Raw genomic sequence first — 3,990 nt, forward strand, 5'->3', positions numbered from 1 at the left:
GGCTTACGGGGGTGGGCTGTGGCCGGGGGCATACGCGGCTGCCGGGCGCGCTGTGGTGCCGGGCGCACCCATGTTTTTTGGGGCGCGGGGAACTGCGCGAGAAGCCACGACGAACCCGCGGCCGAACCACCGCCCCAAACCAGGCAGACGAGACGTACCCGGCCACACACGGAACCCAGCCGTGTTGCGGAGCCGGAGGCGTCCGCGCATAGTTGCGCTGCGGAACACGCGAACCGGGGGTGAGTGAGGCCATGGCCGGGCACGGGACGGACGAGCATCCCCACGGTGCCGACCGGCTGTGCGAGGCCGGGGACCGCGTGTACTCCGGGGCCGTACGCCGTGGCCGCGTGCCGCGCGCGGACGCCGAGGCGGTGCCCTGCCTGGTCGAGCTCGGTCTGCTGCACCCCGACCCCGACGACATGGGCCGGCTGGTGCCCACGCCCCCGCTGGAGGTCATGACGCGGCTCCTGCGCTCCGTCGACGACGAGGTCAGCGCGAGCCAGGCCCGGGTGGGCACGGCGATCGCGGCCGTCGAGCGCTACGCGGGCCTCGGCGGCGGCCCGGTACAGCCGCCTGCCGAGAGTACGGCGATCCGCGTCCTGGACGGGCTCCAGCGCATCCGCGCGGCCATGGACGAGGCGACCGAGGCATGCACCACGGAGGTGCTGGCGGTCCAGCCGGGCGGCATCCGCCGCGAGGACGAGCTCCGTGAGGGGCTGCACCGGGCACTGGAGATGTGCCGCCGGGGCGTCCGTATGCGCGACCTGTACACCCACGTGGCCCGTCACGGCCAGGGCCTGCACAGCTACATGGAGCTGATGGGCGACGCGGCGGAGGCCCGCACCCTGGACGAGGTCGTGGAACGCCTCATCGTCTTCGACCGCGCGGTCGCCTTCATCCCCGCGAACGCCGACCGCACGATGGCCCTGGAGATCCGCCACCCCGCGCTGGTGGAGTACCTGGTCACGGTCTTCGAGCGGCTGTGGCGCCTTGCCATCCCGCTGACGTCCCCGCTCCCCTCGACCGGCATCGAGGGCATCACCCACCGCGAACGCTCCATCGCGGCCCTGCTCGCCGAGGGCCACCAAGACGCGGTGATCGCGGAACGCCTGGGGATCAGCGTCCGTACCTGCCGGGCCCATATCGCCCGGCTGTCGGAAACCCTGGGCGCGGCGAGCCGTACGCAGTTGGGGGTACGGATCGCCCAGGCCGGGCTGGAGGGCCCGTCCCGCTCCGGCCCCGGGGACGACACACTCCCGGTCAACTCTCCCGCCCCTGGTCCCGCTCGTCCTCCCGCTCCTCTTCCAGAATCCCCGACCGGCCGATGAGGTAGCCGAGTTGAGCCCGGCTCTCGCTGCCGAGGGTCGCGGCGAGTTTGGCGATGTGGACGCGGGCGGTGCGGACGTTCATGCCGAGGCGGTCGGCGATGGCGGTGTCGGTGTGGCCTTCGACGAGGAGGGCGGCTATGGCGCGTTGGCGGGGGGTGATGCCGTTCACCGAGGGCTGCTGTACGGCTTTGGGGTACATGGGGACGGCCATGTGCCACAGACGGTCGAAGACCATGACCAGGTACTCCACCAGCGCCGGGTGACGGATCTCCACAGCGACGGACCGGTCCCTGCTCGCGGGGATGAAGGCGACGGTCCGGTCGATGACGAGCAGTCTTTCAATGACTTCGTTGAGGGTGCGGACCTCGGCATCTCCGCTGAGGATTTCGTAGCGGGCCACCACAGCGGGTGAGTGGCGGAGGGTGTGCTGGTAGAGGGTGCGGATGCGGCCGCCCCGGTCGAGGAATGCCTGGTCCCGTTCCAGAGAATCCTGTACGGATACGAGGTTGCGGCCGTTGTGAGGCTGAACAGCGAGGAGTTCCTGCGCCGCGTCGGCCATGGCCTTGGCGATGGCCAGGTTGATGCGCTGGAGACCGTCGATGACAGTGATCGCCGTGCTCTCCGCCGGAGCCGTACGGGGGCCGTCCAGCCGCATCAGCGGTTCGAATGCCTCGGTCAGCCGTGCCTCACGGTGACGTTCGTCGAAGATGCGTTTCTCGGCGTCGCGCAGAAGCTTGTGGAGGGCCACGGCCGGGGAAACAGGCTCCAGCCACCGCAGGTCCGTGACTGCGGGCTGCAGCAGACCGAAGTCCATCAGGCAGGGGGTTCCGACGGCCTCGTCGACGCCCACGCGGCCCTCGCTCAGAGCACGTGCGTACAGCTCCTTGGCGGCCTCACACAGATCCTCGACTCCATGCGGACTGTGCCCGGTTGCCGGCCGGGTCTCTTCAACAGGCATGTCAGTGGCCCTGCTCCAGGATCCCTGACTGCGCTATGAGGAAGCCCAGTTGGGCCCGGCTGCCGCTGCCCAGCGCCGTGGCCAGCTTGGCTATGTGGGCCCGGCAGGTACGGACGTTCATGCCGAGGCGGCGGGCTATGGCCTCGTCGACGTGGCCCTCGACGAGGAGTTTGGCGATGGAGTGCTGGATCTCGGTGATGCCGTCGGGGGCGGTTTCGTAGGGGGCGCCGGCGCTCAGCGGGACCGCACGGCCCCATATGAACTCGAAGACCCTGATCAGATAGCGGACGAGGCCGGGATGGCGAAGTTCCAGGGCGACCTGCTGGTCGTCACGGGTGGGTATGAAGGCGGCTGACTCGTCGCAGATGATGAGGCGTTCCACCAACTCGTCGATGGTGCGGTACTCCACCTTGCCGTCGGAGAGCTGGGCCACGTAGGCCAGCTTTTCCGGGTTGTGGCGGGCGGTGTGCTGGTAGAGGGTACGGATCCGCACACCACGCTCGATCAGAGGTCTGTCGCGCTCCAGCCCCAGCAGGAGGCTGTGCTCGGAGATGCGGTTACTCGGCTGGATCGTGAGCATCTCGGTCTGGCACTGGGCCGTGGCAAGGTTGAGTGCCGCGTTGATCCGCTCCTTGCCCTCCAGCACAGTGATGGAGTGGGTGGACGTCGTCACCTGGGCGCTGAGGGTCATGAACGGCTCGAACGCGTCCGCCAGTTCGACCGACAGACGCCTTCGTTCGGCGATCTCGCGCTCAAGCGGGGTGAGCCGCTGCGCCAGGGCCACCGACGGAGGAACCGGACGCAACAGGTTCGCGTCATCGGGATCGGGCTGGAGGAGGGCGAGTTCCATCAGGCAGGGGGCAGACTCAACGTCTGTGCGGGCGATGCGGCCCGTGCGCAGAGCGTGAGCGTAAAGGCGGCCACCTTCCTCACATAGTTCGGTTATCGCGTGGGGATGTGTCGCCTTAGTCCCTTTTGTTGCCAAATCTCCACCCCCCAGGGTCCTGAACGTGCAGGAACATGATGCATCGATTATGTGGCCATGACGTGCCCGAATGAGCCATCGTCGTATTCGACGGGGGAAGAGGGGACCTTCAAGTGAGGACGAAGCCGACTATGCGTAAGAGAATGCTTCGCTCGGTGCTTGTCGCCGCCTTCTCCGCCGTTGTGGCCTTCGGAACTCTGAGTGGTCTCTCCGGCGCGAAAGGTGACGTTCGAGCGGATAGTAGCTGGCCGGCCTCGGCGGTGACTTCCGTTGCCGAGGACAGTAGTTGGCCGGTACCTCCGGTGGATGACGGCACCGGGAGCTGACGTGACCACACCCCCCGACGACCGCTCCTTCCGCCGAGAAATGGCCACCGCCTACCGCTCCGGCTGGCACTTCATCGACCTGGCCACCGCCATCCCCCACAGCGGTGACTCGTTGATGGTGACCGTGTTCGGTGAGCCGGTCGTGGTCACTCGCGACGAGGACGACGACGTACGGGCGTACCGGTGCCTGCGGCGCCCGCGTGGTGCGCCGCAGCCCGTACGGTGTGCCATCCGGTACGGAATGATCTTCGTGAACCTCGACCAGCGCGACCACCAGCTCGCCGAACCGGAGGCTCCTCCCTCGACCATCCCAGCCACCCCCCGCAGTGCCTGACGCGATTCCCCCGTCGTTGTAAATCGCGCAGGCGCTTCCCCCCAGCAGCGGCGTCACCG

The 3,990-nt window shown here is 68.4% G+C and carries 4 protein-coding genes; 2 read left to right on the top strand and 2 right to left on the bottom strand.

What is annotated here, in order from left to right; genetic code table 11:
* Positions 1 to 251 precede the first annotated feature (251 nt).
* On the top strand, positions 252 to 1,328 hold the full coding sequence (locus tag FNH08_RS46395; protein WP_152777777.1) for a helix-turn-helix transcriptional regulator: 1,077 nt from the start codon (positions 252 to 254) through the stop codon (positions 1,326 to 1,328).
* Here FNH08_RS46395 and FNH08_RS46400 read toward each other — a convergent pair.
* Together FNH08_RS46400 and FNH08_RS46405 are read right to left on the bottom strand one after the other, a co-directional pair.
* Positions 1,261 to 2,286 carry a helix-turn-helix transcriptional regulator gene (locus FNH08_RS46400; protein WP_152777779.1) on the bottom strand — a complete coding sequence of 342 codons (1,026 nt, stop codon included), beginning with the start codon at positions 2,284 to 2,286 and terminating at the stop codon, positions 1,261 to 1,263. The genes FNH08_RS46395 and FNH08_RS46400 overlap by 68 nt on opposite strands.
* A gap of 1 nt (position 2,287) precedes the next feature.
* Complete coding sequence (locus FNH08_RS46405; protein WP_152777781.1) at positions 2,288 to 3,271, bottom strand: helix-turn-helix domain-containing protein; 984 nt, start codon at positions 3,269 to 3,271, stop codon at positions 2,288 to 2,290.
* Between the two features lie 327 nt (positions 3,272 to 3,598).
* Between FNH08_RS46405 and FNH08_RS46415 the strand changes: the two genes are divergently transcribed.
* The gene (locus tag FNH08_RS46415; protein ID WP_322726539.1) at positions 3,599 to 3,931 is read left to right on the top strand and encodes a hypothetical protein; all 333 of its coding nucleotides are present in this window, start codon (positions 3,599 to 3,601) and stop codon (positions 3,929 to 3,931) included.
* The last annotated feature ends 59 nt before the right edge of the window (positions 3,932 to 3,990 follow it).

It is taken from the genome of Streptomyces spongiae, assembly GCF_009377185.1.
In the GTDB taxonomy this organism is placed as follows: Bacteria; Actinomycetota; Actinomycetes; order Streptomycetales; family Streptomycetaceae; genus Streptomyces; species Streptomyces spongiae.

Excerpts from the sequence above, each read along its gene's own strand:
- FNH08_RS46395 (WP_152777777.1), top strand. The coding sequence starts at position 252 with ATGGCCGGGCACGGGACGGACGAGCATCCCCACGGTGCCGACCGGCTG.
- FNH08_RS46400 (WP_152777779.1), bottom strand. The coding sequence starts at position 2,286 with ATGCCTGTTGAAGAGACCCGGCCGGCAACCGGGCACAGTCCGCATGGA.